General features: G+C 70.6%; 19 protein-coding genes and 1 pseudogene. 8 read left to right on the top strand and 12 right to left on the bottom strand.

The window, feature by feature from the left end; all coding sequences use genetic code 11:
• The first annotated feature begins 3 nt into the window (after positions 1–3).
• The 3 genes and pseudogenes from ACIP5O_RS28990 to ACIP5O_RS28980 all read left to right on the top strand — a co-directional run.
• Positions 4–852, top strand: coding sequence for a helix-turn-helix domain-containing protein (locus ACIP5O_RS28990; RefSeq protein ID WP_401298320.1), 849 nt, complete (start codon positions 4–6; stop codon positions 850–852).
• Positions 853–1705: 853 nt separating this feature from the next.
• Positions 1706–2815 carry a methyltransferase domain-containing protein gene (locus tag ACIP5O_RS28985; protein WP_401298317.1) on the top strand — a complete coding sequence of 370 codons (1110 nt, stop codon included), beginning with the start codon at positions 1706–1708 and terminating at the stop codon, positions 2813–2815.
• A 104-nt stretch (positions 2816–2919) separates the two neighbouring features.
• Positions 2920–3324 (top strand): annotated as a pseudogene (locus ACIP5O_RS28980) (SAM-dependent methyltransferase); the annotation flags it as partial.
• Positions 3325–3386: 62 nt separating this feature from the next.
• Here ACIP5O_RS28980 and ACIP5O_RS28975 read toward each other — a convergent pair.
• From ACIP5O_RS28975 to ACIP5O_RS28965, 3 genes are read right to left on the bottom strand one after another with little or no spacing between them, the layout of a single operon-like run.
• Entirely contained in the window at positions 3387–4154 is a 768-nt protein-coding gene (locus ACIP5O_RS28975; protein WP_125662824.1) for an amino acid ABC transporter ATP-binding protein, read from the bottom strand.
• Positions 4151–5101, bottom strand: coding sequence for an amino acid ABC transporter permease (locus ACIP5O_RS28970; protein WP_401298314.1), 951 nt, complete (start codon positions 5099–5101; stop codon positions 4151–4153). Before ACIP5O_RS28970 ends, ACIP5O_RS28975 begins: the two co-directional genes overlap by 4 nt.
• A gap of 29 nt (positions 5102–5130) precedes the next feature.
• The gene (locus tag ACIP5O_RS28965) at positions 5131–6099 is read right to left on the bottom strand and encodes an ABC transporter substrate-binding protein (RefSeq protein WP_401298311.1); all 969 of its coding nucleotides are present in this window, start codon (positions 6097–6099) and stop codon (positions 5131–5133) included.
• Positions 6100–6635: 536 nt separating this feature from the next.
• Here ACIP5O_RS28965 and ACIP5O_RS28960 point away from each other — a divergent pair.
• The 3 genes from ACIP5O_RS28960 (at position 6636) to ACIP5O_RS28950 (ending at position 10492) form a co-directional block, all read left to right on the top strand.
• A complete protein-coding gene (locus tag ACIP5O_RS28960; RefSeq protein WP_401298309.1) occupies positions 6636–7844 on the top strand; it encodes an NADP-dependent malic enzyme in 1209 nt (402 codons plus the stop codon).
• Positions 7845–8053: 209 nt separating this feature from the next.
• A complete protein-coding gene (locus ACIP5O_RS28955; protein ID WP_401298306.1) occupies positions 8054–9019 on the top strand; it encodes a zinc-binding dehydrogenase in 966 nt (321 codons plus the stop codon).
• A gap of 72 nt (positions 9020–9091) precedes the next feature.
• Positions 9092–10492 carry a cellulase family glycosylhydrolase gene (locus ACIP5O_RS28950; RefSeq protein WP_401298303.1) on the top strand — a complete coding sequence of 467 codons (1401 nt, stop codon included), beginning with the start codon at positions 9092–9094 and terminating at the stop codon, positions 10490–10492.
• Positions 10493–10613: 121 nt separating this feature from the next.
• Here the strand turns inward: ACIP5O_RS28950 and ACIP5O_RS28945 are convergent, their stop codons facing one another.
• Complete coding sequence (locus tag ACIP5O_RS28945) at positions 10614–11519, bottom strand: PadR family transcriptional regulator (RefSeq protein ID WP_401298300.1); 906 nt, start codon at positions 11517–11519, stop codon at positions 10614–10616.
• A 1-nt stretch (position 11520) separates the two neighbouring features.
• Positions 11521–12396, bottom strand: coding sequence for a DUF4097 family beta strand repeat-containing protein (locus ACIP5O_RS28940; RefSeq protein WP_401298297.1), 876 nt, complete (start codon positions 12394–12396; stop codon positions 11521–11523).
• Between the two features lie 148 nt (positions 12397–12544).
• Between ACIP5O_RS28940 and ACIP5O_RS28935 the strand changes: the two genes are divergently transcribed.
• On the top strand, positions 12545–13360 hold the full coding sequence (locus ACIP5O_RS28935) for a hypothetical protein (RefSeq protein ID WP_401298294.1): 816 nt from the start codon (positions 12545–12547) through the stop codon (positions 13358–13360).
• Between the two features lie 30 nt (positions 13361–13390).
• Here the strand turns inward: ACIP5O_RS28935 and ACIP5O_RS28930 are convergent, their stop codons facing one another.
• The 7 genes from ACIP5O_RS28930 to ACIP5O_RS28900 all read right to left on the bottom strand — a co-directional run bounded on the left by ACIP5O_RS28930 (position 13391) and on the right by ACIP5O_RS28900 (position 22181).
• Positions 13391–13576 carry a DUF6104 family protein gene (locus ACIP5O_RS28930; RefSeq protein WP_030190019.1) on the bottom strand — a complete coding sequence of 62 codons (186 nt, stop codon included), beginning with the start codon at positions 13574–13576 and terminating at the stop codon, positions 13391–13393.
• 122 nt (positions 13577–13698) lie between these two features.
• Entirely contained in the window at positions 13699–17544 is a 3846-nt protein-coding gene (locus ACIP5O_RS28925; protein WP_401298291.1) for a multifunctional oxoglutarate decarboxylase/oxoglutarate dehydrogenase thiamine pyrophosphate-binding subunit/dihydrolipoyllysine-residue succinyltransferase subunit, read from the bottom strand.
• Positions 17545–17834: 290 nt separating this feature from the next.
• Positions 17835–18983 (bottom strand): ATP-binding protein, encoded by a 1149-nt coding sequence (locus ACIP5O_RS28920; RefSeq protein ID WP_401298288.1) that lies wholly within the window; start codon positions 18981–18983, stop codon positions 17835–17837.
• Positions 18980–19717 carry a response regulator transcription factor gene (locus tag ACIP5O_RS28915; RefSeq protein ID WP_062752240.1) on the bottom strand — a complete coding sequence of 246 codons (738 nt, stop codon included), beginning with the start codon at positions 19715–19717 and terminating at the stop codon, positions 18980–18982. The genes ACIP5O_RS28920 and ACIP5O_RS28915 overlap by 4 nt, the downstream gene beginning before the upstream one ends.
• Positions 19718–19788: 71 nt before the next feature.
• The gene (locus ACIP5O_RS28910) at positions 19789–20460 is read right to left on the bottom strand and encodes a spermidine synthase (RefSeq protein WP_401298286.1); all 672 of its coding nucleotides are present in this window, start codon (positions 20458–20460) and stop codon (positions 19789–19791) included.
• A 639-nt stretch (positions 20461–21099) separates the two neighbouring features.
• Complete coding sequence (locus ACIP5O_RS28905) at positions 21100–21699, bottom strand: hypothetical protein (RefSeq protein ID WP_401298284.1); 600 nt, start codon at positions 21697–21699, stop codon at positions 21100–21102.
• Complete coding sequence (locus tag ACIP5O_RS28900; protein ID WP_401298281.1) at positions 21696–22181, bottom strand: GNAT family N-acetyltransferase; 486 nt, start codon at positions 22179–22181, stop codon at positions 21696–21698. Before ACIP5O_RS28900 ends, ACIP5O_RS28905 begins: the two co-directional genes overlap by 4 nt.
• Positions 22182–22485: 304 nt before the next feature.
• Between ACIP5O_RS28900 and ACIP5O_RS28895 the strand changes: the two genes are divergently transcribed.
• Positions 22486–24234, top strand: a complete 1749-nt coding sequence (locus ACIP5O_RS28895; RefSeq protein WP_401298279.1) for an AIPR family protein — start codon at positions 22486–22488, stop codon at positions 24232–24234.
• The last annotated feature ends 300 nt before the right edge of the window (positions 24235–24534 follow it).

Below are 24534 nucleotides of genomic sequence, written 5' to 3'. Positions count from 1 at the left end.
CCCATGGCTGTCTCTGCATCTTCCAGCGCCCAGCAAGCCCGGCAGGCTCTCGCGAAACGTCTCGCGGATCTCTGCCGGGATGCCGGGCTGACCGGTCTTGACCTTGCCGAGCGCTGCGGGTGGAGCCGGTCCAAGTCGTCCCGGATCATGAACGCCAAGACGCCCCCGTCCGCTGACGACATTCGGGCCTGGTGTCAGGCGTGCGGTGCTGAGGACCAGACCGAGGACCTGATTGCCTCGCTGCGGACCGCAGAAGGCATGTGGGTCAACTGGCGTCGTATGGAGAGGGCGGGACTCAAGCAGGCACAGGAAGCGCGCTTGCCGCTGTATCAACGGACCCGTCGTTTCCGGTCCTACTCGTCGTGGCTCGTACCCGGCATGATTCAGACGCAGCCGTACACCACGGCAGCGCTCCAAGCGATCCAGCGGCGGCGCGGTCTGGTGGACGATGTGGCCGAAGCCGTAGCCGCCCGCATGGAACGTCAGCGCGTGCTGTACGAAGGTGACCGGCGGTTTGCGTTCCTCGTCGAAGAGTCGGTGTTGCGCGCCGGAATCGGTGGCGCCGAGGTCATGTCCGGGCAGCTTGGGCACCTGATTTCGGTTGCCTCCCTTCCCAATGTCAGCTTGGGCATTGTGCCCATGCGGCCCGATCGGGAGCGCTGGCCGGCTGAGGGGTTCTGGATCTACGACATGGCCCAAGTCAACGTCGAATTGGTCTCCGGCTACCTCACGATCACGCAGCCCAGCGAGGTGACCATGTACGCCGAGACGTTCGCGGAACTGGCTGCGTTGGCCGTCTACGGGGCTGCCGCTCGCGCGTTGATCACATCCGCGCTGGGTGCTCTCGGATAACTCGCGTGCAATCTCGTGCAATTGCATGGGAGTTGGGGTTCCTATCTCCCTAGCTTGGTCGTCGTCGGACCACGTGAGGGGACACCAGCGATGGCGAGTACGACCAGAGACACGGACGCCCGCAGGGACGAGTACGCAACGTACGCGCCCGAGGGAGTGACCTGCCCCGAGTGCAACCAGCCGATCGGGACGCTTGAGCCCTGCCGTCGGGGATCGGTGGAGCGGCAGTCTGGACCGCCCGCCGTGGTCTACCGGCACAGCAAGTGCGCCAAGCCGTTCCGGCGCGTTCGGTGACCCCTGTGCGGCTCCAGAGACGCCCTGTGCGGCCGTTACCGGCCCCCGAGCTGGTGAGCCTCCTCGAAAGCCCTGACAGCCCATACAGGGGCTCTCCCGAGGGGTGGTGGACCGAGTACGGCGGGGCCCAAGATCCCCGTTCCGGCGTTGTGTACTTTCCGCCGGGCACCACGCTGCCGAAGTTCTCCGGCGGCGACGAGTAGCCCCCAAGACTCCCCGAGCCCACTTTGCGCGATCCACGCCGGTGGGCTCGGGGGCATTACGCCCGCTCGGTGGGGCCCATGTGGGGACGTGAGACCGCCGGGCGGGTTCCGAAAAGCCGTACGTGACCGAGAGAGGGGAACAGCATGGGATGGGGAACGGGTAAGGGCGGCAGCGGGGGCAGTGGGCAGCACTCCGGAGGGAAGGACCCGGGCACGTCCAAGCCGTCGTCGGACACGGCCAAGCCGAAGGATCCGCCGAAGCACAAGAAGGAAGACTGACGCAGGTGACGACACCGAAATTCGCCGCGTCCGAGCGAATCGCCCTGCGCGGTCTGCTCGGCGCGGTGAACGACGACATGGACGCGCCGGTGACGCCCGAGTGGGAGCGTGCGGCATGGAATGTTCCCCGGTCCGCCTTCGTCCCCGAGCGCGTCTTTCTGGGTGAGGGCCTGGAGCCGTGCAACCGGGCGGACGCTCCGGAAACGTGGCTTCGCGTGGTCTACGCCAACGATTCCGTCGTGACGCAGATCAACGACGGCGAGGACCCCGGCGACGGCGAGCGGTGGGCGTCATCGTCCGCGAGCGCCCCGAGCATCGTGTTCCGGATGCTGCACATGCTCGACGTGCACGAAGGGCACAGGGTCCTGGAGATCGGCACCGGAACCGGATGGAACGCGGGTCTCCTGGCCCATGTCGCCGGCCCGGGGAACGTGACGACCATGGAAGTCGACCCCGTGTTGGCTGGGGAAGCCGGGGAGCGTCTGCGGAAGGAGGGGGTCACTGCTGCCGTCGTGACCGGGGACGGGGCCGAGGGGTACCCGGACAACGCGCCGTATGACCGGCTCGTGGCGACGTGCTCCGTAAGGTCCGTCCCGCGTCCGTGGGTCGACCAGGTGAAGTCCGGGGGCGTCATCCTCACCCCATGGGAAAGTCCGTGGGTCTGCTACGGGCTGCTCCGCATGACCGTGGACGAGACCGGAAGCGCGTCGGGCCCTTTCTCGCCGCACTCCGCGTTCATGCTCATGAGGAACCAGCGCACGGACCTGCGGATCTTCCGTGACGTGGTGCGCGACGACCACCAGCCCGACGAGTCGACCACCAGCCTTCCGCCGTGGCGGGTGGCCGGTGGTGATCTCGCCGCGCAGTTCGCCATGGGGCTACAGCTCCGTGACGTGTGGTGGACGTGGCACGACAACCCCGACGTGGAAGGGGTCGCGTCCCGACTGTGGGTCGCGACGACCGACGCCATGTCTTGGGCGGCCGTGGACTGGGACGGGAAGTCGGACGACCGGTTCACGGTCTGGCAGCACGGTCCGCGCCGACTCTGGAACGAAGCGGAAGCGGCTCACGACTGGTGGGCGCTGCACGACCGTCCCGGCCCGGAACGGTTCGGTCTGACCGTGACCGCAACGGGCGAATCCGCATGGCTGGGCACCCCCGATCAGCGTGTTCCCGTGACTGGCTGACCCGCAAGACTGCCCCGCCTGTGCGCCGTACCCCGTGCGCATGGGCGGGGTTTCCCTGTGCCTGGACACACCCTGTGGCTAGAGTGTGTGTTTAGAGGGTGTTCCTGGCCGCCACCGCCCTGCACTGGCTCCACAGCGAGCCCCTCGCCGCCCTCTACGGGCAGCTCGCCGGGCTCGTCCGGGACGGCGGCGTCCTCATGAACGCCGACCACATGATCGACGGGGCCACGCCCCGCATCAACGCCGCCGAGCGGGCGCAGCGGCACGCGCGCATGGACCGCGAGAAGGCCGCCGGGGTCCTCGACTGGGCCGACTGGTGGGCCCTCGCCGGCAGGGACCCCGTCCTCGCCGGGCCCACCGCCCGCCGCTTCGAGATCTACGGCGAGCACGCCGACGGCGACATGCCCTCCCCGCGCTGGCACGCCGACACCCTGCGCGCCGCCGGCTTCGGCGAGGCCCGGACCGTCTGGGCCTCGCCCTCCGACACCCTGCTCCTCGCCGTGAAGTAGCCGGGCCGAAGACGGACGAAGGGGCGGTACGGGAGATCCCGTACCGCCCCTTCCCGTGCGCCCTACAGCACCTTGGACAGGAACGCCTTCGTCCGGTCGTGCTGCGGGTTGCCCAGGACGTCGCGCGGGTTGCCCGACTCGACCACCACGCCGCCGTCCATGAAGACCAGCGAGTCGCCGACCTCGCGGGCGAAGCCCATCTCGTGCGTGACGACGACCATCGTCATGCCCGACTCGGCCAGGTCCCGCATGACGTCGAGGACGTCACCGACCAGCTCCGGGTCGAGCGCCGAGGTCGGCTCGTCGAAGAGCATCAGCTTCGGCTCCATCGCCAGCGCGCGGGCGATCGCCACGCGCTGCTGCTGGCCGCCGGAGAGCTGCGAGGGGTAGTTCCCCATCTTGTCCCGCAGGCCGACCCGGTCGAGCAGGCGCTCGGCGCGCTCGCGCGCCACCGCCTTCGTCTCGCCCTTCACCTGGACGGGCGCCTCCATGACGTTGGCCAGGGCCGTCATGTGCGGGAAGAGGTTGAAGCGCTGGAAGACCATGCCGATGTCGCGGCGCTGGAGCGCGACCTCGCTGTCCTTCAGCTCGTAGAGCTTGTCGCCCTTCTGGCGGTACCCCACCAGGTGCCCGTCGACCGAGAGCCGGCCGGCGTCGATGCGCTCCAGGTGGTTGATGCAGCGCAGGAAGGTCGACTTGCCGGAGCCGGACGGACCGACCAGGCAGAAGACCTCGCCGTTGCGGACCTCCAGGTCGATGCCCCGGAGGATGTGGGCGGCGCCGTAGGACTTGTGGACGCCTTCGGCCTTGACCATGGGCTCGCCGGTCATCGGGACACCTCCGGGCGCTTGAACGTGCTCAGGTTCGCCTTGATCCGCTGCCAGGGGGTGGGCGGCAGGTTGCGGGTCGAACCGCGGGAGAAGCGACGCTCCAGGTAGTACTGGCCGACGCTGAACACGCTGGTCAGCGCCAGGTACCAGATGGAGGCGACGAACAGCATCTCCATCACGGCACCGGCCGTGTTGCCGATGTTCGACGAGGCCCGCAGCAGCTCGGTGTACTGCACGGCCGAGACCAGCGACGAGGTCTTCAACATGTTGATGAACTCGTTGCCCGTCGGCGGCACGATCACCCGCATGGCCTGCGGAAGGACGATCCGCCCCATGGTCTTCGTCTGGGACATGCCGAGCGCGTGCGCCGCCTCGGTCTGGCCCTCGTCGACCGACTGGATGCCCGCCCGGACGATCTCCGCCATGTAGGCGCCCTCGTTCAGGCCGAGGCCGAGCAGGGCCACCATGAACGGCGTCATGACGTCCACGGTCTCGTTCTTGTAGATCGGCCCGAGGTCGATGTACTGGAAGATCAGCGACAGGTTGAACCAGACGAGCAGCTGCACGTAGACCGGCGTGCCGCGGAAGAACCAGATGTAGAGCCAGGCCACCGCGCCGGTGACCGGGTTCTTGGAGAGCCGCATCACGGCGAAGAGGATGCCGAGGACGAGGCCGAGCGCCATCGAGGCGACGCTGATGAGGATGGTGTTCCACAGGCCGCTGATGATCGACGGATCGAACACCTTGTCCCGCACCGTGTCCCAGATGATGTTGCCCTGGGAGAAGGCGTAGGCCAGCCAGCCGAGGAGGACCACGACCACCACGGCGCTGACCCAGCGGCCGTAGTGCCGCACGGGGACGGCCTTGATCGCCTCGTACGGGGCGGACCCCGAGGGGCCGGACCCGGCCGGAGCGGCGGCCGGGTCCTTGTGGATCTTGTCAGTCATGACGACTGCCCTTCAGTGGTGCGACGAGGTCACTTGCCGGCGTTGACGGTGGCCGACGTGACCGCGCTGTCCTCGACGTCCCACTTCTTCAGGACCTCGGCGTAGGAGCCGTCCTTGATGATGGCGTCGAGCGCCTCCTTGACGGCGTCGCGGAGCTGGGGCTTGTCCTTGGAGACGCCGATGCCGAAGAGGCCGACGTCGCTCTGGCTGCCGACGACCTCGAAGTCGTTGCCGCCGCCCGAGGTCTTCGCGATGTACGCGGCCACCGGGTAGTCGTTCAGGTCGGCGACCGCGCCGCCGGCCTTGACGCGGGTCTGGGCCTCGGCGTCGGTGTCGAAGGCCTGGATGGTCAGCTTCTTGTCGCCGCACTTGGTGGCCTGCGCCTTGAAGGTGTCCTCGTAGATCGTGCCGCGCTGGACGGCCACGGTCTTGCCGCAGAGGTCGTCGAGGGAGTTGATGCCCTGCGGGTTGCCCTTCTTGACCAGGAGGGAGACGCCGGAGCTGAAGTAGTCGACGAAGTCGATGCCCTTGCCGATCTTCTTCCCGCTGTCGTCCAGGCCCTCCTGGCGCTTCTTGTTGTCCGTCATCGAGGACATGATCAGGTCCTGGCGACCGCTGTAGATCGAGGTGATCAGGCCGTCGAAGGTGCCCGAGACGAACTCCAGCTTGACGCCGAGCTGCTTGCTGAGGGCCTGCGCGACGTCGGGGTCGACGCCGACGATCTTGCCGCCCTCGGTGAACTCCATGGGGGCGTACGAGGCGTCCGTGCCGACCTTGATGACGCCGGACTTCTGGATGTCGGCCGGGAGCTTCGAGAAGAGCGGCGCGGTGGAGGCGGGCTTCTGGGAGGACGAGGTGCCCTCCGCCGAGCCGCCCTCGGTCTGGTCGCCGCAGGCGGTCATCAGCATGGAGCCGGCGACCGCGATGGCGGCGACCGCGGCAAGACGGGAGGTGCGGGTCTTGGCGGCGGTCGTACAGCGCGTGGAGCGTGCGGTCATGGTCGGGTTCCTCCGGCGTATCAGGGAGATGCCAGGTGGCCACGTACGCATCTTCGAGTGTCGCGGCCTCGTGTGATTACGGCATCTTGCCATTCGGACTGCCTCAAACCGACGGCCACGGATGTCAAAATCGGGTAACGGGTGACCCCCGAATCACGACAGACCGCTCCATCAAGGCCGGACCTTCTGCGGAATCCCTTCCCCGACACCGAAAAATCTCCGGTTGATCTCGCCATTCGGACGACGGGAAGGCCGCCAATCGGGTGCCCTGGGCATCTATGCGGACATCGTGTGACGTGTCATCACCCATACGTGCCCGGATGCTCTCGGTATGAGTCGTGTCACCGAGCGGGTATGGACTCGTCTGCGGTGCCGTCCGTCCGGTAAGAAGGATCCTTACACCCCTCATCCGGGGCTCAGGGCGCGTTGTGCGGCGCGCCCGAGCGGCTGCCAGACAAGGCGGCCGCGGTGCCTCCCACCCCTCCCCAACCGGGAGCGGCCACCCTCAAATGAAACAGACTCAAGGGGTCAACCCAATGGCAGCGGAGATCGTCAACCCTCGCAACGACAGCGGTACGGAAGCTCCCGAGGAGCCCTTCGATCCTGTCTTCGCCCTCCACCGGGGCGGCAAGATGGCCGTGCAGGCCACCGTCCCCGTCCGGGACAAGGACGACCTGTCCCTCGCGTACACGCCCGGCGTCGCCAAGGTGTGCACCGCGATCGCCGAGCAGCCCGAGCTGGTCAACGACTACACCTGGAAGTCCCAGGTCGTCGCGGTCGTGACCGACGGCACCGCGGTGCTCGGCCTCGGCGACATCGGCCCGGAGGCCTCCCTCCCGGTCATGGAGGGGAAGGCCATCCTCTTCAAGCAGTTCGGCGGCGTGGACGCGGTCCCGATCGCCCTCGCCACCACCGACACCGACGAGATCGTCGAGACCGTCGTCCGGCTCGCCCCCTCCTTCGGCGGCGTGAACCTGGAGGACATCTCGGCCCCGCGGTGCTTCGAGATCGAGCGCAAGCTCCAGGAGCGCCTCGACATCCCGGTCTTCCACGACGACCAGCACGGCACCGCGATCGTCACGCTCGCGGCCCTGCGCAACGCGGCGAAGCTGACCGACCGGAACCTCGGCAACCTGCGCGCGGTCATCTCCGGCGCCGGTGCGGCCGGGGTCGCGATCGCGAAGTTCCTCCTGGAGGCCGGCCTCGGCGACGTCGCCGTCGCCGACCGCAAGGGCATCGTCAGCCGCGACCGCGAGGACCTCACGGACGTCAAGCGCGAGCTGGCCGAGATCACGAACAAGGCCGGTCTGACCGGCTCCCTGGAGGACGCCCTCGCCGGCGCCGACGTCTTCATCGGCGTCTCCGGCGGTACGGTCCCCGAGGAGGCCGTCGCCGCCATGGCCCCGAACGCCTTCGTGTTCGCGATGGCCAACCCGAACCCCGAGGTCCACCCCGACGTCGCGCACAAGTACGCGGCCGTCGTGGCGACCGGCCGTTCGGACTACCCGAACCAGATCAACAACGTCCTCGCGTTCCCCGGCATCTTCGCCGGCGCGCTCCAGGTCCGGGCCTCCCGGATCACCGAGGGCATGAAGATCGCCGCGGCGAACGCGCTCGCGGACGTGGTCGGCGACCAGCTCGCCGCCGACTACGTGATCCCGTCGCCGTTCGACGAGCGGGTCGCCCCGGCCGTCACGGCCGCGGTCGCCGCCGCCGCCCGCGCCGAGGGCGTCGCCCGCCGCTGACGCGCCTGCTCGACGGGTACGCCCGAAGGGCCCCGTTCCGCACGCCGGGACGGGGCCCTTCGGCGTACGGGTGTACGGACGGGGCCTGTACGGGAGCGATGGCCGGGCGCTCGTACCGGAGCGGTCCCGGTGTCCGGGGTCCGCCGGGCGACACGGGTCACACCGGGGTGTGGTTCCCCCGCCCGCCCGCGAGCCCTAGGGTCGGGGCCATGTTCGCTGCCTACGCCGCCCGAATCGACCGTGACCAGCCGCTGAGCGGCCTCGAGTTGGGCGAACGCCCCGAACCCGAGGCGCGGGCCGGATGGACCACCGTGACCGTCAAGGCCGCCTCCCTCAACCACCACGACCTGTGGTCGCTGCGCGGGGTGGGCCTGCCCGAGGAGAAGCTGCCGATGATCCTCGGCTGCGACGCCGCCGGGATCGACGAGGACGGCAACGAGGTCGTCCTGCACTCCGTGATCGGCCAGACGGGTCACGGGGTCGGCCCGGACGAGCCCCGCTCCATCCTCACCGAGCGCTACCAGGGCACCTTCGCCGAGCGGGTCGCCGTCCCCCGCTGGAACGTGCTGCCCAAGCCGAAGGAGCTCTCCTTCGAGGAGGCCGCCTGCCTGCCCACCGCCTGGCTGACCGCGTACCGCATGCTCTTCACCAACGCCGGTGTGCGCCCCGGGGACTCGGTCCTCGTGCAGGGCGCCGGCGGCGGCGTGGCCACTGCCGCGATCGCCCTCGGCAAGGCGGCCGGCCTGCGGGTCTTCGCCACCAGCCGCGACGAGGAGAAGCGCAAGCGGGCCGTCGAGCTGGGCGCCGTCGAGGCGTACGAGCCGGGCGCGCGGCTCCCGGGGCGCGTGGACGCGGTCATCGAGACCGTCGGCGCCGCGACCTGGTCCCACTCGATCAAGTCGCTGCGACCGGGCGGCACGCTCGTCATCTCGGGCGCCACCAGCGGCGACCGCCCCTCGCACGCCGAGCTGACCCGGATCTTCTTCCTGGAGCTGAAGGTCGTCGGCTCCACGATGGGCTCCAAGGACGAGCTGGAGGACCTGCTGTCCTTCTGCGCGGCCACCGGCGTCCGCCCGGTCATCGACGACGTCCTGCCGCTCGACCGGGCGCGCGAGGGCTTCGAGAAGATGGCCGCCGGCGACCTCTTCGGAAAGGTCGTCCTGACGACCTCTTGATGACTCGTCAGTAATGCTGATGGGATCTCCGGCACGCGCACCCCGAACACACCGTCGTGCCGGAGGTCTTCCATGCCGCGAACCACCTGGCGAACCACCCTGCTCGTGAGCGCCGCCGTCGCCGCGCTGCTCGCCCCGACCGCCGCCCGCGCGGAGCCACGCGCCGGGGCCGTGGGCGCGGGCAGCGGCATCCCCGCCCTCACCGACGAGCACGGCCGCGTCCTCACCCTGCGCGGCTGGAACGTCGAGGACAAGGCGAACCGGGGCGACGCCGCCCTCTCCGCCGTCACCGAGAAGCACTTCCGCGACATGCGGGCCAAGGGTTTCAATTTCGCCCGCCTCCTGGTCTTCTGGGACGACCTGGAGCCCCGGCCCGGCCAGTACAGCCAGGCCTATCTGCGGAAGATCGAACGGATCCTGGACTGGGCGGAGACGTACGACGTCAAGGTCCTCCTCGACGCCCACCAGGACGTCTTCGGGCCCGCCTTCGGTCACCGGGGCATTCCCGCGTGGGCGACCAGGACCGACGGGCTGCCCTTCACCCCGCGCCCGGACGACTGGTTCTCCGAGTACTTCGAACCCGCCGTCCAGCGGGCCTTCACCCACCTGTACGAGGACGAGGACCTGAGGCGCGCCCAGGCCCGCATGTGGCGGGTGCTCGCCGACCGCTTCGACGACCACCCGGCCGTCCTCGGCTACGACCTGATCAACGAGCCGATGGGGGAGGTCCGGGAGGGCGAGGACCTGGCGACGGCGGCCCGGCGCATCGAACGGGACCAGCTCACCCCGCTCTACAACCGGCTCGCCGACGCCGTCCGCGCGGTCGACCGGGACGCCTGGATCTTCGTCGAGCCCACCCCCGTCGTGGGCGAAGGGGTGCCCACCGGGCTCGGGCGGATCCACGACCCGAAGGTCGTCTACGCCCCGCACTTCTACAACACCGGCATGGAGGCGGGCGCCGACTACGACCCCGCCGCCGGCTGGATCGAGGACTACGAGCGGGCCGTCACCCGCTACCCCGAGCAGTACGGCGTGCCCGTGGTGGTGGGGGAGTGGGGGCCGCTCAACAACTCCCTGCCGAACATGAACCGCTTCTACCGTGACGCGATGTCCTCCCTAGGCCGCTACGGCTCCGGCTGGGCCGGTTACGTGTGGTGCTACGGCGGCGGCTACTGCGCGGTCGACGGCACCGGCGCCTTCCGCACCAACAAGGAGCTGACCGCCGAGCCGTACGCGGAGGCGGTCGCGGGCCGGGTCCGCTCCGCCGCGTACGACCCCGGGACCGGGGTCTACCGCCTCTCGTACGACGCCGCCGGGCGCAGGGGCTCCCGGGTCACCGAGCTCTCCCTGCCGCCGGGCGACTGGCGGGTGACGGCCCGGGGCGCGGCCCTCGCCCTCCGCAAGGACCGGGGCAGGGCCTGGATCCTCGCGGCCCCGGACGCCCGGGTGACGGTCACGGCCACCCGCCGCTGACACCGGGGCCGCGCCGGCCGTTCGCCCCGCGCCGGCCGCTCGCCCCGCGCCGACCGTTCGCCCCGCGCCGGCCGTTCGCCGTATCCGGCCGTTCGCCCCGCGGCCCTTCGTTCCCGGCCGTTCACCCCTTCCTGTCGGGGTGCAGCAGGCCCGTGATGCGGTGGGCCGCCGTCGCCAGGTGGTGGCGGGTCTCGGCCAGCTGGTCCCGGGTCACCCCGTGGTCGCGGGCGGCGTCCCGGATCTCGTCGCGGAAGCGGTCGAGGAGCCGGTCGAGGTCACGGGCCGGATCGCCCGAACCCTCCACGTCCCGCGCCCACTCCGGGGCCTCGCCGGCCGGGGCCGCCGCGAACGGCGGCTCCTGGCCGGCGGCACCGGCCTTCGGGTGGGTCGTGCCCGTCACCAGGTCCCCGAGCTGGGCCGTGATGCCGGAGATCCCCTCCCAGACCCCCTTGGGCCAGTCGCCCCGCGCGAAGTGGTCCTGGACCTCCTCCTGGACCTGCTGGGCGATCCGCTGGAACTCCTTCGCCTGGCGGCGCGCCGACCGGGCCTCCGCGCGGGCCTCGCGGGCCTGCTGCTTCCACTCCTGCCCGACCCGGCGCAGCTCCTCCTTGGCGTCGGCGAACGAGGAGGCGTCCGCCGTCCTGGCCCGGCCCGCCGCCGCGCGCATCTCGCTGCGGACCCGGCCGGCCGCGCCGCGCACGTCGTCGCGGATCTCCGCCGCCAGCTCCGACACCGACTCGCGGATCTCCCGCTCCAGGTCGTCCAGTTCGGCGCCGCGCCCGGCCAGCTCGGCGCGGCCCGCGTCGGTGATCGAGTAGACCTTCCGGCCCCCCTCGCTGGCGTGGGTGACGAGTCCTTCGGCCTCCAGCTTGGCCAGGCGGGGGTAGACCGTGCCGGCCGAGGGCGCGTAGAGGCCCTGGAAGCGCTCCTCCAGGAGTCTGATCACCTCGTAGCCGTGGCGCGGGGCCTCGTCGAGCAGTTTGAGCAGATAGAGGCGCAGGCGGCCGTGGGCGAAGACGGGCGGCATGTCAGAGCACCTTTCCGGTCGCGGAGGGGGCGGAGGAGGGGCCGGCGCCGGTGTCCTCGTCCGCCTCGGGGCGGCGGAGCAGGGCGATGGAGCCGGAGACGGTGGTGGCCCTGAGGGTGCCGCGGCCCGGACCGAGGGTGCCGGTGACGGTCCGGGCGCCCCACTGGCCCCCGACCCGCAGGTCCTCGAAGGCGTTCGACACGGAGCCGCTCGTGGTGCTCGCCTCGACCCGGGCGTCGGCCGGGTGCGGGAGCCGGATGGCGACCTCGCCGGAGACGCTGGTGAGCCGGATGTCGGCGGGCGGGCCGTCGGGCCCGGCCGGGGCGAGGTCGACGACCATGTCGCCGCTGACCGTCTCGGCCTGCACGGAGACGCCGGCGCCCTCGATCACCGTCACGTCCCCGGTCATCGAGTTGACCCGCAGGGCGCCCGTGACCGACTGGGCCTCCAGGCTCCCCGAGACGCTCTCGGCGCGGACCGGGCCGGAGAGCCCCAGGAGGGTGGTGTCGCCGCTGACGCCGCGCACCTCCGTACGTCCCCTGATGCCGGAGACGACGGCCTCGGCGCCGACCACGCCCACCTCGACGTCGGCCCCCGCGGGGACGGCGACGGAGACGACGGCCCGGCGCCGGTACTCCTTGCGGTCGAACAGCTTGAGGACGTGCTTCCACTGGAGGTCCTCGTAGCCCACGGTCAGGGTGGAGCCGTCCTGCGACACGATCAGCGGCGGGCCGTCGATCTCGGAGATCTCCACGCGGGCGGAACTCTCTTCCGTCCCCACCACGTTCACCGTGCCGTTGACGACGCGGATCCGCAGGCGCGTCACGGGGTCGGCCGGTGCCAGTTTCGTCGGCTCGGCGACGGACCACTCTGTCATGGTGCTGACCTCCCGCATCGGCAACGCAACATATCGCGTCCTTCGAACAACACGATATATCGCGGCTCGATGAAGTCAACCCTGACTCTTCCCTTAGGGTGGGGCGCAATTACCTCGTTACGCGGACAAATTGGCCTAGCGTAGGGGCATGAACGCGACATCCGGACCGCACCCCGTCGGCGCGCTGCTGCTCTGCCGCGCCGAGTCCCCGGCGGTCCGGCCGCCCGCCCTGCTGCTCGGAGAGCGCCTGCTCCTCGCCCCCGCCGGCACCGGCTGGAGCGTGCTCGTACCGGAGGGGAAGCCCTGGCTCCACGGCGGGGAGCCCGTCGAACAGGTCGTCACCGGCTGGGCCACCGCCCTCGCCGTCTCGGCCGCCACCTGGCCCGTCGTCGCGCTGTGGTGGGACCGCGACCGGGCCGGACTCATCCTCGCCGCCGGCTTCCGCCGCACGGTCGGCTACACCTGGCTCGCGGACGGCACCCCCGTCGGCGAGGACGAGGCCATGCGCACCTTCGCCGCCCGGCTCGCCCTCGACCCCGTCCTCGACGTGCAGGCCCTCGAACCGCTCACCGGGCCCGACCCGGAGGCCGACGCCCACAGCCGGCTCGTCGGGATCGTCGCGGTCCTCGCCCGCGCCGGCCTCGCCCTGCCCACCGGTCTCGCCCCCGGCGACCACGCCGACCGGCTCCGCTCCGTCGCCCTCGCGCAGGGCGCCGAACAGCTCGAACGGCCCGGCTGGAAGGACGCCGTCCGCGCCGAGCTCGACGTGGTGGAGGAGGGGCCCCTCGGCCCGTACCTGCGTGGCACGCGCGCGCGTGTCCTGGGCGGGGCGCAGCTCGCCGCGGGAGTGCCGCTGCTGCTCTGGGGCGCCGGCCGGCGCAGCGGCGGCTGGGCGACGGCCGGGGCCCTGCTCGTCGCGCACGGCGCGCTCGGACTCGCCTACGACCGGCTGCGGGAGCGGTGACCGTACGGCGTCCGGGGGCGCGGCAGCGCCCTACTCCTCGTCCTCGTCCTCGTCGTCCAGACGGGCCAGCCAGGTCGCGAGGCGCTCGACCGGCACCTCGAAGTCGGGGTTGAGGTCGACGAACGTCCGCAGCTGCTCGGCGAGCCACTCGAAGGTGACCTCCTCCTCGCCGCGCCGCTTCTCCAGTTCCTCGATGCCACGGTCGGTGAAGTACATGCGCTCAGGATAGGCCGTGTCTCCCGCGCCCCTGTCGCCCGCCCGGGCCCGGGGAACGCCGGAGGCCCGGCACCCCTGGTGGGGTGCCGGGCCTCCGCCCGTCACGCGCGAGCGGTACGGGATCAGGCGTCGAAGACCTCGTTGACGAGCTGCTGCTGCTCCGCCTGGTGGCGCTTGGCCGAGCCGACCGCCGGGGAGGAGGAGTGCGGACGCGAGATCCGGCGCAGGCGCTCGCCCGCCGGGATGTCCGCGCCGACCGCCAGGTCGAGGTGGTCGATCAGGTTGAGCGCGATGAACGGCCAGGCACCCTGGTTCGCCGGCTCCTCCTGGGCCCACAGGTACTTCTCGGCGTTCGGGTACTTGGCGATCTCGGCCTGGAGCTCGGCACCCGGCAGCGGGTACAGGCGCTCCACACGGATGATCGCCGTGTCCGTGACGCCGCGCTTCTGGCGCTCGGCCTCCAGGTCGTAGTAGACCTTGCCCGCGCAGAAGACGACCTTGCGGACGTCGGCCGGGCTGACCGTCTCGTCGCCGATCACGGGGCGGAAGCCGCCGGTGGTGAACTCCTCCACCTTGGACGCCGCGGCCTTCAGGCGCAGCATCGACTTCGGGGTGAAGACGATGAGCGGCTTGTGGTGCGGGTTGTGCACCTGCCAGCGCAGGAGGTGGAAGTAGTTCGACGGCAGCGTCGGCATGGCGACCGTCATGTTGTCCTGGGCGCACATCTGGAGGAAGCGCTCCGGGCGCGCGGACGAGTGGTCCGGGCCCTGGCCCTCGTAGCCGTGCGGCAGGAGCAGCGTGACGCCGGAGGTCTGGCCCCACTTCTGCTCGGCCGAGGAGATGAACTCGTCGACGACGGTCTGCGCGCCGTTGACGAAGTCGCCGAACTGGGCCTCCCAGACGACCAGGGAGTCCGGGCGGGCCAGCGAGTAGCCGTACTCGAAGCCCATCGCCGCGTACTCGCTGAGCAGCGAGTCGTAGACGTTGTAGTGGGCCTGGTCCTCGGTCAGGTAGAGCAGCGGGGTGTAGTCCTCGCCGGTCTCCTGGTCCACCAGGACCGCGTGGCGCTGGCCGAAGGTGCCGCGGCGGGAGTCCTGGCCGGAGAGCCGGACAGGGGTGCCCTCCATCAGCAGGGAGCCGATGGCGAGGGTCTCGCCGAAGCCCCAGTCGATGGTGCCGTCGTCGATGGACGCGGCGCGGCGCTGCATCTGCGGCAGCAGACGCGGGTGGACCGTGATCCGCTCCGGGACGTTGACCTGGGACTCGGCGATCCGCTTCACGACCTCCTGGGAGACCGCGGTGGTGACGGCGACCGGGAACTCGGCCTGGGCGTCCGGGACGTGCACCGAGGACGGCGCGGCGGTGGTGGCCTCGCGGACCTCCGCGAACACCTTCTCCAGCTGGCCCTGGAAGTCCTGGAGCGACTGCTCCGCCTCCTCCAGGGTGATGTCCCCGCGACCGATGAGCGACTCGGTGTACAGCTTGCGCACCGAGCGCTTCTTGTCGATCAGGTTGTACATCTGCGGGTTGGTGAACGAGGGGTTGTCACCCTCGTTGTGGCCGCGGCGGCGGTAGCAGATGAGGTCGATCACGACGTCCTTGTTGAACGTCTGGCGGAACTCGAAGGCGAGCCGCGCGACGCGGACCACGGCCTCCGGGTCGTCGCCGTTCACGTGGAAGATCGGCGCCTCGATCATGCGGGCCACGTCGGTCGCGTACATCGAGGAACGCGAGGACTCCGGGGCGGCGGTGAAGCCGACCTGGTTGTTGATGACGATGTGGACCGTGCCGCCGGTGCGGTAGCCCCGCAGCTGCGACATGTTCAGCGTCTCGGCGACGACGCCCTGGCCGGCGAAGGCCGCGTCACCGTGGAGGGCGATCGGCAGGACGGTGAAGTCCGTGCCGCCCTTGTTGATGACGTCCTGCTTGGCGCGGACGACACCCTCCAGGACCGGGTCGACCGCCTCCAGGTGCGAGGGGTTGGCGGTGAGCGAGACCTTGATCTGCTCGCCGTCCAGGCCCGTGAAGGTGCCCTCGGCGCCCAGGTGGTACTTGACGTCGCCGGAGCCGTGCATCGACTTCGGGTCGAGGTTGCCCTCGAACTCGCGGAAGATCTGGGCGTACGACTTGCCGACGATGTTCGCCAGGACGTTCAGCCGGCCGCGGTGGGCCATGCCGATGACGACCTCGTCCAGGCGCGACTCGGCGGCCGAGTCGATGACCGCGTCGAGCAGCGGGATGACGGACTCGCCGCCCTCCAGGGAGAAGCGCTTCTGGCCGACGTACTTCGTCTGCAGGAAGGTCTCGAAGGCCTCGGCGGCGTTCAGCCGGCGCAGGATCCGCAGCTGCTCCTCGCGCTCCACGCGGGAGTGCGGGCGCTCGACGCGGTCCTGGATCCACTTGCGCTGCTTCGGGTCCTGGATGTGCATGAACTCGACGCCGGTGGTGCGGCAGTACGAGTCGCGGAGCACGCCGAGGATGTCGCGGAGCTTCATCATCGACTTGCCGGCGAAGCCGCCGACCGCGAACTCGCGCTCCAGGTCCCACAGGGTGAGGCCGTGCTCGGTGATGTCCAGGTCGGGGTGCTTGCGCTGCTTGTACTCCAGCGGGTCGGTGTCGGCCATGACGTGGCCGCGGACCCGGTAGGAGTGGATCAGCTCGAAGACGCGCGCGGCCTTGGTGACGTCGTCGTCGTGGGAGGCGTCGATGTCGCGGAGCCAGCGGACCGGCTCGTAGGGGATGCGCAGGGCCTTGAAGATCTCGTCGTAGAAGCCCTCCTCGCCGAGGAGCAGGTTCGCGACGATCCGCAGGAACTCGCCGGAGGCGGCGCCCTGGATGACCCGGTGGTCGTACGTCGAGGTCAGGGTCATGACCTTCGAGATGCCCAGCTTGTTCAGGGTGTCCTGGGAGGTGCCCTGGAACTCGGCCGGGTAGTCCATCGAACCGACGCCCATGATGACCGACTGACCGGGCATCAGACGCGGCACGGAGTGGACCGTGCCGAGGCCGCCGGGGTTGGTCAGGGAGACGGTGACGCCGGAGAAGTCCTCCATCGTCAGCTTGCCCACGCGGGCGCGCTTGACGATGTCCTCGTACGCCTGCCAGAACTCGAAGAAGTTGAGCGTCTCGGCCTTCTTGATGCCCGCGACGACGAGCTGGCGGTCGCCGTTGGGCTTCACCAGGTCGATCGCGAGGCCGAAGTTCACGTGCTCCGGCTTGACCAGGGTCGGCTTGCCGTCCTTCTCCGCGAAGGAGTGGTTCATGGCCGGCATGGCCTTGATGGCCTGCACCATCGCGTAGCCGATGAGGTGGGTGAAGGAGATCTTCCCGCCCCGGGCGCGCTTCAGGTGGTTGTTGATCACGATCCGGTTGTCGAAGAGCAGCTTCACCGGGACGGCGCGGACGGACGTGGCCGTCGGCACCTCCAGGGAGGCGTTCATGTTCTTCGCGACCGCGGCGGCGGGGCCGCGCAGCGTGATCAGCTCGGGACCGGCCGGGGCCTCGGAGGCCGGAGCGGCCTTCGCGGCGGCGGGCTTCGCGGCGGCCGGCGCGGCCTGGGCGGCGGCCGGCTCGGCGGCCGGAGCGGCCGCGGGGGCCGCCTTCACCGCGGCCGGGGCGGCGGCGGCCGGAGCCGGCTTCTGGGCGGCGGGAGCCGGAGCAGGGGCGGGCACGGAGGCCGGAGCGGCAGACGCGGCCTGTGCGGGGCCCGTCTGCGGCGCGGCGGGAGCGCTCGGCGTGCCCTGCGGGCTCTGGGTGGGCGCCTGGGCGGCCGGGGTCTCCGACGCTCCGGGCTTGTAGTCGGCGAAGAAGTCCCACCAGGCACGATCGACCGAATTCGGGTCCTGGAGGTACTGCTGGTAGATCTCGTCGACGAGCCACTCATTGGCACCGAAGGCGGTCGCAGGGTTCTGGCCCTGCCCGTCTTGGTCGGTCGGGGAGCTCGGGGTACTGGGGGACTGAGACGACACGGCGGCAACCGCCCTCTTCCGCTTCACAAGGTGATGGACAGCGGAAATAAAGGCTACGCCTGTCCGGCCGGGAGGTGCAGGCCGGGCACTCCAACGTCGCGCAAGTCACACTTGACGGGGTGTTTCGGAGCCGTGAATGGCGGGAAACAAGCGTGGTTCCGCTGGTGTGAGGGTACGGAAAAGCATCGGCACGGCCCTCTTCGGCCGCACCCCTGATCGCACCCCGTTCACGTGCGCGCAGGTCCTGCCCACGTACACGCAGAACGTGTTCTTCCGGTTCGAACCCTACGTCAATCCGTCGGTGGACGACTGCCCGGAAGAGTGACTCTGATGCGGCAGCCGCGTGATGATTCGGCCACACCGATCTCGCCGCCGTGCAGATCGACCGCCCAGCGGGCGATCGCGAGCCCGAGACCCGTCCCGCCGTCGCTGCCCGGACCCTGCCGGCGCGAGGCCGAGCCCCGGTTGAACCGCTGGAAGACCTTGTGCCGTTCCGACTCCGGGATGCCGGGGCCCTCGTCCTCGACCTCCAGCTCCAGGGAGTCCGGATACGGGCCGCGCCGGGCCCGCACGGTGACCCGGCCGTGCGGCGGGGAGTGCTTCACCGCGTTGTCGATCAGGTTCGCCATCACCTGGTGCAGCCGCTCCGCGTCCGCGTGGGCGGCCAACTCGGGCGGCGACACGTCCAGGTGCAGGTGCACGTCCGTACGGTTGTGCAGGCCCGAGGTGGACGACAGGCCGCGCTGGGACGCGGCGAGGTTCGCCTCCCGCAGGACCCCCGAGAGGTACGGCCAGACCTCGAAGCGGCTCCCCCGCAGGGCCACGACACCGTTGTCGAGGCGTGACAGGTCGAGGAGCGTCTCCACGAGCCGGCCCAGGCGCTCGGTCTGCTTCAGGGCCGACCGCATGGTCTCGGGATCGGCCTCGGACACCCCGTCCACGACGTTCTCCAGGACGGCCCGCAGCGCGGCGATCGGGGTCCGCAGCTCGTGCGAGACGTTCGCCACCAGCTCCTTGCGGTGCCGGTCCACGGCCTCCAGGTCGTCCGCCATGCGGTTGATCGTCGAGGCGAGGTCGCCCAGCTCGTCCCGCCGGTCCGCGCCCCGCACCCGGCGGCTGAAGTCGCCGCGCGAGATCGTCCCGGCCACCGTGGTCATCTCGTCCAGCGGGGCGGTCAGGGACTGCGCCACGAACTGGGTGATGAGCAGGGTCGCGATCATCGCGAAGATCGTGATGTACCGGAACTCGGTGGACGTGCGGATCGCCACCAGGGCGAGGCAGGAGGTCAGCAGGACCGCCCCGACGACGAGGGCGCCCAGCTTGGTCTTGATGGAGATCACGATCCGGCGGCGCCGCTGCCCGCCACGGAACGTGCCGGACCCGTCCGTCTCCCGCGCCCCTCCCGGCTCCTCCGGCCCTCCGGGCCCGCGGGGGCTCATGGCGCCGGGGTCTCCAGCGCGTAGCCGACGCCGTGGACCGTGCGGATCCGCTCGGCCCCGATCTTCCGGCGCAGCGCCTTGATGTGGCTGTCCACGGTCCGGGTGCCCGAGGCGTCCGCCCAGTCCCACACCTCGGCGAGGAGCTGCTCGCGGGAGAGGACCGCGCGGGGGGTGCTCGCCAGGCAGACGAGCAGGTCGAACTCGGTCGGGGTCAGGTGCACGTCCTCGGTGCGGACCCGGACCCGCCGCTGGGCGTGGTCGATCTCCAGCTCGCCCAGGCGCAGGATGCCGCTGCGCGGGGTGACCGCCGCGAGCGCGGCCCGCTCGACCCGGCGGAGCAGCACGTGCACCCGGGCGGCCAGCTCGCGCATCGAGAACGGCTTCGTCATGTAGTCGTCGGCGCCGACGCCGAGGCCGACCAGCATGTCGGTCTCGTCGTCGCGGGCGGTCAGCATGAGGACCGGGACGGGCCGCTGGGCCTGGACCCTGCGGCACACCTCCAGGCCGTCGAAACCGGGCAGCATGATGTCCAGGACCATCAGGTCGGGCTGCCAGGCCTCGGCCGCGTCCACGGCGGCGGGGCCGTCGGTCGCGGTCTGCACGAGGAAGCCCTCGGCGCGCAGCCGGGCGGAGATCGCCTCGACGATCGTGGCGTCGTCCTCGACCACCAGGACGCGCCGCTGGGCCCCCGGAGTGGCCGCCGCACCGTGGTGAGTGGTGTGTGTCTGCTCCATTGCCCCGCCTCGCGTCGCCGATGTCGGTGCAGCAGCCTAGAGGTACCGGTGGTGTCCCGGCTATCCAGGAGTCAGCCGGGACGGACCGCGAGGTGGACCGCGTCCGGGACGCCCCGGGCAACGGGCACCTCTTCCGTCCGTACCCCGCTGAATCCGGCATTCCGCAAGGTTGCTTCGAAATCCGCGGAGGGCCGCGCGGACCACACGGCGAGGATCCCGCCGGGGTTCAGACGGGCGGCGCAGGCCGCCAACCCCCGGGCGGAGTAAAGGGATTCGTTGTCCTCGGTGACGGTCCAGTCGGGGCCGTTGTCGATGTCGAGGCAGAGGGCGTCGTAGGTGTCGGCGGAGGTGTGGACGTGCTCGACGAGGTCCGTGTGCAGGATCACGGTCCGGGGATCGGCGAGCGCGGCCCCGGAGATCGCGGCGAGCGGACCCTGCCGGTGCCAGTCGATGATCGCCCCCTCGCGCTCGACGACCACGATCCGGCCCCAGCGGGGGTCGGCGGCGGCGTGGGCGAGGGAGAAGCCGACGCCGAGCCCGCCGACGAGGACGGAGGCGCCGGCCCGGCGCTCCTCGGGGAGCGCGGCGAGGGCCGCGTCGATCAGGAGCCGTTCGGAGCGCCCGTCGGAGGTGTCCATCAGGAAGGTGCCGTTGGCGATGATCTCGTAGTGCTCGTCGCGGCGCCGCAGGACGACCTCTCCGTGGGGTCCTTCGCGTCGGTCGAGGGTCACGGGTCCTGACATCGTCGGTCGCTCCGCTCTCGTCGTCTCGTCGGATGGTGCCCGCCATCCTCGTCGAACGGCGGTGACGACGACAAACGCGTTACGGGAACGGGCAGTCGTGGCCCACCCCCTCTCCCGGGAGGCCCCCTCCCGCACCCCCCACCCCGGCCCACCCCGACCCCGCCCCGACCCCGGGAGGTCACGCGCCGGGCGCCCGGGAGGCACCGCCCACGGGCCCGCCCGGCACCCCGTTCCGGCCTTTCGGCGCCCGCCGGACCCGCCCCGGGCGCCCCGCCACGCGTACAGGGCCGTACCCGCCGCGAAGACGCCCACCGCCGTCGCCCACGCCCCGCCCTGCGGACCCGGCCGCGTCACCCGGGCCCACCGGTCCGCCGCGCCGCCCGTCCCGGCGGGAGGGGGACCGCGCCCGCGTAGAGGGCGGGCGGGAGCCGGCTCGGGCGGGCGCCGAGGAGGACGGCGGAGGCCGCCGCGAGGCCCACCGGGCCGAGGGTGTTCCGGACGGCCGCCGACGCGCCGAACTCCGCCGGCCGGCCGGGCCCCGGTCCGGTTCACGGCTGGGATCCGTCCGGCGGATCGGGGTCGCAGACCGGGCCCACCTCTGCCGGACAGGCCCCGGGGAAACCGCCGGCCGGGGCGGTCTCAGGGGCTCGTCGGCGGGCCGCCCTCGGGGAGGGCGTCGAAGACGCGCTGGAGTGCGGGCGGGCGGTCGCCGTCGCCCGCGACGACCACGCGGTGGCGGTGGGTCACCTCGTACTGGAACCCGTCGGCGATCGGCCGTCCGGTGGGCCGCGCCGGGACGAGGGCGAAGGCGGGGTCCTCCAGGGCCGCGCGCAGCTCGGCGGCCTCGGCGGCGGTCTGCCGGCCGGTCCGGGGCGGCTTGTCGCCCGTATGGACCGTCCACTCCCCGTCCCGGTGCACGACGAGCCGGTTCCGCACCCCGGCGAAGCCACCGGTGACGACCACCTGGACGAGGACCTCGCCCGGCCGGGGGTCCTGCCGGGGAGCGTCGGGCGCGGTGGGGGAGCCGGGGATGCCCGGGGTGGCGGTGGGGCCGGGGGTGCCCGGCGTGACCGTCCCGGTCGTGGCGCCGGGGGAGTCCGGCCCGGCCGTGGTCCCCGGCGCGCCCGGTGCCGGAGGGGCCCCGGTCTCCGCGTCCGCCCCGCAGCCGGCCGTACCGCCGGCCAGGGCCGCCGCGAGCAGCACGGCCCCGCATCGCTTTCCCCACGCGCCTCTCCTCATGGGAGGAGCATGCCCGCCGGGGCGCCCCGGCGCAGCCGGACGACCGGATTCCGCCACCGCCCGGTGTGCCCGGGGCTCAGACCCCGCCCCGCACGATCCCGGTCAGCGGCCCCCTGGTGCTCCCAGCCCAGCGCGCCGTAGAGCTGTCGGCCGTCCCTGGTCGCGGAGAGGACGCCGGTCACGGCGCCCGCCCGGGCGGCGGCGGCCTCCAGGGTGCGCACGACGTTCGCGCCGAGGCCCCGGCGCCGGTGCGCCGCGTCCGTCTCGATCTGGTCGGCGACGGCGGTGGCCCCGGTCGGGGCGATCTGCCCCCGGGCGGCGAGGGTGCCGTCCGGGGCGTGGACCCGGACCCGGACGACGCCGTCCCGGGCCTCGACGGTCCGGGCGTACCCCTCGGGGGCGCGGGGCGGACGCCGGGATCCAGCCGCTTGACCATCATGAAGCCGGGATCGTCGGGGATCGTCCACCCCTCGGTGAGCCACGGCGCCACCTCCTCGGAGTGCGCGTGTCTGGTGCGGCCGAAGGCTGCACCAGACAGTGGTCGTGACCTGCAGGATGAAGAGTTATCTGCACAGGGGGCTGCTTAGTTGTGCAGATCAACCTTGCATTTTGGGAAGGTTGAGGTGCCCGGCTCTCGTGAGCCCCAACAGCAGATGTGCGGCACTGGCTACGCCTGACGAACTCAGTTGATCATCGAGCTGAGTCGGGGGCGCTCCTGGGGCCGGGAGCCTCTGCCGCGCAGCTAGAAACATCAACAGAAAATGAGTGAACATGTAGTCTGGTGCGGTGACAGATGGCCTCGAAACAGCCCTTCAGAAGCGTGCTGATCTTGATCGGTACGGCTCCAACAAGCGGTTGCTGCTCGCGCTGCAACTCATGCTCGACATCGAGGACATCGGCACGGTCGCCGCCTCGTCGCTGACTGATCATCCCAACGATAAGTCGTGCGATCTGCTCTACATTGACCGTGGTGCTGGCCGCGTTGTTCTCGCCCAGGGCTACGAGTCCGAGAACACCGCGAAGTTGCAAGCGCCTGCCAGGAAGGCCGCTTCCCTTCACCAGGCGGTCAACTGGTTGTTCAGTAAGAGCGAGCCCGACGGGGTGCCGGATACCCTTCGCGTTGCTTGGCGCGAGCTTCACGATGCACTGGCAGACGACGTCATCGGGCATGTAGCGATCTGGTACGTCCACAACCTTCCAGAATCACGGCAGGTCGTCGGAGAGCTCGAAGCGGCTCGCGACGCCGCCTACGCCCAGTTGAGGCACGGCTACCCGGGCAATGAAATTGAGGTCTCTTGCGAAGAGTTGGGGCGCAAAAGGCTGTCTGAGCACTATGAAAACTCGCAAACCCCGATCCTGGTGTCAGACACGTTCACGATTGAGGTTCCGGGGGCGTTCGAGGAACGCGGTGACAAGTGGACTGCTTTGTGTACGAGCGTGCCGGTGAGCTGGCTGCATGAGCGGTTCGAGCAGCACGGTGCAGGTCTCTTCTCTTCGAACGTTCGTGACTACCTGGGGAGCCGTCGGTCGCAGAGCAACATCAACAACGGCATCCAGGAAACGGTCCTGAACGAGCCGGCGAACCTGTGGGCCTACAACAACGGCATCACCGCTCTCGTGCACGACTTCAGCTTCATCGACGGCACGGTTGAGATCACGGGGCTGGGTATCGTCAACGGCGCCCAGACGACCGGAGCGATCGGCTCGGTCCCGGCGGGGGATATTGGTAAGAAGAGCCATGTCCTTACTCGGTTCATCCGCTGCAACGACCCCGAGACCGTCAAGAGCATCGTCCGCTACAACAACCGGCAGAACCCCACGCAAGCATCGGACTTCCGTAGCAACGACGGTGTGCAGAGGCGGCTTGTCCGAGAGTTTCAGAAGTTGGGGGTCGTCGGCTACAACGGCGGTCGGCGCGGGGGTGCGGAGGATGTCATCCGCCGCCCGGGAGAAAACCATCTCTCCGCAGAGGTCGCGGCACAGGCCCTCGCCGCCTTTCACGGCGAATCTGGCGTGGCCTACCACGAGAAGAGCAAGATCTGGGAGCAGGATGCCATCTACAGCCGGGTCTTCCCGGAACGCGTCACCGCCGAACACATCGTGTTCGTCGCGAGCCTGCTGCGCGCTGTTGAGCTAGAGAAGGCGAGACTCGGGCGCATCGAGGCAGGGGCACGGACTGAGGACGAGATCGAGCTGTTTGAGTGGTTCGGCCTGCGGGGGTCGATCATGCTTGCTGCGGAGGCCATCGGAGCCACGAGAGAGACGCTCGTCGGAGAAGCTGTCAGCGACGCCTACGTCATGCGGTTCAAGAAGAACGTGACCATGTCCGAGGCAGCCGCAGCGTGGGAGCCCATCGTGGAGTCCCTGTTGGCCTTCGCCCCGGGTCAACTTCGGGACCCCCTGGTGACGTCGACTCTGCGTAACCGGCAGGCGGTGGACGCGGCGCTTCGCAACTTCCGCTCGCAGGTAGTGGCAGCACGCAAACACAACCGAACAACCTACGAGCTGTTCATGGACCAGGTGGTGTCCCGGTAGGGGAAGCAGGCGCTGCCGATGCGACCAGCATTCGGCTGGAGTGACGCCGAAATGGGTCTGCCATTCCGGGGATGCTCCTTAACAGGAGAGCCCGTAACTCTAGAGCACCGTTGGGATGGTCATCAGGAGAGCTTGTAGTAGCTATCTCCATTCGCAAGAAGGCTGTGGGTTCGGAAGGGGTTCCAGGCGCGCCGGAACACCGTGGCTAAGGGCTGTCCCGTAAATGATCTACGGTGTGCTGGTTGATCAGCCCGTCTCTCCGTTACCCGGCCAGGGCGAGGTTGTGCAGGCGGGCGATGC

It is taken from the genome of Streptomyces sp. NPDC088915 (genome assembly GCF_044749825.1).
GTDB lineage: Bacteria > Actinomycetota > Actinomycetes > Streptomycetales > Streptomycetaceae > Streptomyces.
The sequence above is the reverse complement of the archived record's forward strand: the minus strand, read 5'-3'. Positions and strand labels throughout refer to the sequence as shown.